General features: G+C 42.8%; 4 protein-coding genes. All 4 read right to left on the bottom strand.

Annotated features, from left to right (window positions below):
* Positions 1–103: 103 nt before the first annotated feature.
* Positions 104–628, bottom strand: a complete 525-nt coding sequence (locus tag B3763_RS00165; protein ID WP_189631752.1) for a DUF2480 family protein — start codon at positions 626–628, stop codon at positions 104–106.
* Complete coding sequence (gene tsaB, locus B3763_RS00160; protein ID WP_286742346.1) at positions 628–1,308, bottom strand: tRNA (adenosine(37)-N6)-threonylcarbamoyltransferase complex dimerization subunit type 1 TsaB; 681 nt, start codon at positions 1,306–1,308, stop codon at positions 628–630. Before tsaB ends, B3763_RS00165 begins: the two co-directional genes overlap by 1 nt.
* Complete coding sequence (locus B3763_RS00155; protein ID WP_189631750.1) at positions 1,308–2,126, bottom strand: sulfite exporter TauE/SafE family protein; 819 nt, start codon at positions 2,124–2,126, stop codon at positions 1,308–1,310. The genes tsaB and B3763_RS00155 overlap by 1 nt, the downstream gene beginning before the upstream one ends.
* On the bottom strand, positions 2,123–2,906 hold a 784-nt coding region (locus B3763_RS00150; protein WP_286742344.1), incomplete at its 5' end, for a S41 family peptidase. The genes B3763_RS00150 and B3763_RS00155, both read right to left, overlap by 4 nt.

Here is a 2,906-nt window from a genome sequence, read left to right as displayed (position 1 = left end):
TCCCCCCGTTCCTTGCAAACGGGACGCAAATGTAGCTAGGCTTTTTTGATTAGAACAAGCTTTCTGAAGAGTTTTTCGAAATAATTTTCTAATCCACTGATCATCAACTGATAGGCGTCTTGGGTTTTTTATAAAGGGGCACTGTACTGCAAGGCTCGCCATACATGATGGACTTTACATGGGGTTTTAAAATTCTTGTAAGTTCTACATAAGCAGATTCGGGAACAGGTAATTTTCCGCACCCTTTTATTACAACTGGTCGGTTTTTGTAATGGGTAAGATCGATTTTACTTAGTGCTTCTTTGTACAAAGCAAACTCAAGAGTTTCTAAACTACCTAAAACTACCATATGGGCGACACCTTCAAGACGACTTGCGAGTAGCATATATGCCCAGGTTGGCACTATGGCATCCTCACTGCAAGTGAGCGCAATATTTTTATTTTCATACTGTGACCAATCGTGTGTTTTTACAAAGTCTCTTAGATCTTTTTCTCTAAGAATCATTCCTTGAAAAAGGTGTTGAGCGATATCATAAATCACTCTTTGGCCTGAATGATAGTATTGCTCAAGGTCTAGTGTTACCAGTGGACTGCTTGCTACCCGATTTACAATTTCTTTTTCTTCCATTAGAGTAGTGGTTTAGGGGTTGTAGCCTGAAACTCTTTTAGGTAACCAGGCTCTGTATAAGCAAGGTTTTCAAACTCCGTGTTCTCTAACTTATGACCAGCTAAAAGGCCTACTGCCCACGCTGACGGACTGAAGTCTTTCAGAAAACTGGCATTCTTGCTATTCATGATGTCTTGAAACTTGTCGGCACCATTGCCAAAGAACAACACTTTTTGACTGCTGAGGGTTTCCGCAAAACTATCTTGATTTAAAATGAGTGGCCGAGGTTCCTGAAGCTGCGTTAGCGACTGATTGTACAGAGCTGTATAAACCTCCATTCTTCTGGCGTCTATCATTGGACAAAGAAGTGTGTCCTTATGATTTATGGAGGCCTCTTTGGCCATGGCCTTGAGGGTGCTAATTCCAATTAAGGGCTTGTTGAGCGCAAAACAGATGCCTTTGGCTGTTGAAAGCCCAATACGAAGACCTGTGTAAGACCCGGGACCCATAGAAACAGCTATTGCACTCATCTGCACCATCTTTAGCTCTGCCTTTTTGAGCAGTTCCTGAATGAGAAGTGTTAGCTTATTGGCATGAGACTTATCTGAGAATAGCTTTTTTTCACACACTATGTTTTGTCCGCTGGTAATTGCCACGGAACAAACGGTAGTGGCGGTTTCTATACTTAATATGAAAGACATTAGAGTAATTGAATCAGTTTATCGGCTATAACAACCATTACAAAGAGCACAAAGATATAACTGATTGTTCGACTACTCATTTTTCTAGCTACTAATACCCCTAATGGCGAAGCTATGACTACGCCCATGGATATGGTGAGTGCGAGCGGCCATACAATATATCCGGTAGTGTGCCATTGCGAGCTATAACCTGTGGAACTGAAAGTATTGAGCAGTGTAATACAGAAGGCGGTTATAAATATAACCCCCAAAGAGATGGACTTGGCCTTTTGCATGGTCATTTGAAAGCCCGAGTTGAGGATGGGGATGATAATGGTACCTCCTCCCAGACCTGACAAGGCCGCAACTGCCCCTGCTGATGCTCCCACAAACCCTGACCCCAGCAACCCCACTTTTTTTTCCGAATTGTTGGATTCTTCCTTACGCGCCTGCCTCAATGTTCTCCAAATTATACCAATCATGAGGAGAATTACTATCAGATTGAATTCAGTCTTTTGATAGGCGGGGGTATTCACAAAATAATGCAGTAGAAGGAGGCCTACAAGGGTTGCAAAACTTCCCATAACCACTACTTCTTTCCAGTAAAACTCTCTTTTTCTCCAAAGGGCAATATTGCCGGCCAATGCGGCAAACATGGTTCCAAATATAGAGTTAGCAATGGTTAGTTGTACTATGGCCTCATCAGGAAAACCCATTATACCCAACATATAGGGTAATATGAGCACATACATTACTCCTCCTCCTATTCCTATAAGCCCGGCTAAAAAACCACCGGCAAGTCCCATAACAAAAAGCAACAGATATAAAGGAAGGGTCACCGGCCTGAAAGAATTTTGTTGTATTCTATAGGATTGTTAAGCAGTTGAATCGCTCTTTTTAAATCGTTATCGAAAGAAAAGGAGGCTTCTATCTGACCTCTTTCGAGGTGCTGACGCATGGCAAACTCTTCCTTGATCAGGTATTTAATCTCTTCTTTGCTTTTTTCCATATCGGACTGCACATCTCGACTCAACGCAGCTTCTAACTGCTTTAGGGCCTGGCCTATCTTGTCAGTTTCACCATATCGTTCGGCTGCTACTTTTAGTTCATCGATTTTGGTTTGTAATGGAGAAGAATAACTAAAGGTTTTATCGCTCACCCATTTCTTAAAGTCGAGATAAAGCTTTTCGGGAAGCTCGAACGATTGAGCGTTCTGAATCTGCGGAACAGCGCCTGAATATTGGTTAGCAAACTTAAAAATAAGGTCTTCTTTAAGCAGGCCAATAGCTACTGGTGAAAGTCTTGGCCTTTCTACCTGAACATCCGGATCGATTCCTCCACCATCATAAACCGGCCGCCCATTTTCGGTTCTAAAAGCAGTTTTAAGTGAGTCGGCAATCTTCCCTACAGAACCATCCGGGTTTCTGGAGCTGTAGTCTATGGCCTGAATACACCTTCCGCTCGGTGTATAATACTTAGCAATGGTCACTTTCATTTGCGAGTTGTAAGAGAGCGGCAAGGTGCGCTGCACTAATCCTTTACCATAGGACTTTCTACCTACCAGTATGCCCCGGTCATAGTCTTGCATTACCCCGGCTACAATTTCTGAAGCCGAAGCA

It is taken from the genome of Roseivirga sp. UBA1976 (genome assembly GCF_002336325.1).
Lineage (GTDB): Bacteria > Bacteroidota > Bacteroidia > Cytophagales > Cyclobacteriaceae > Roseivirga > Roseivirga thermotolerans.
The sequence above is the reverse complement of the archived record's forward strand: the minus strand, read 5'-3'. Positions and strand labels throughout refer to the sequence as shown.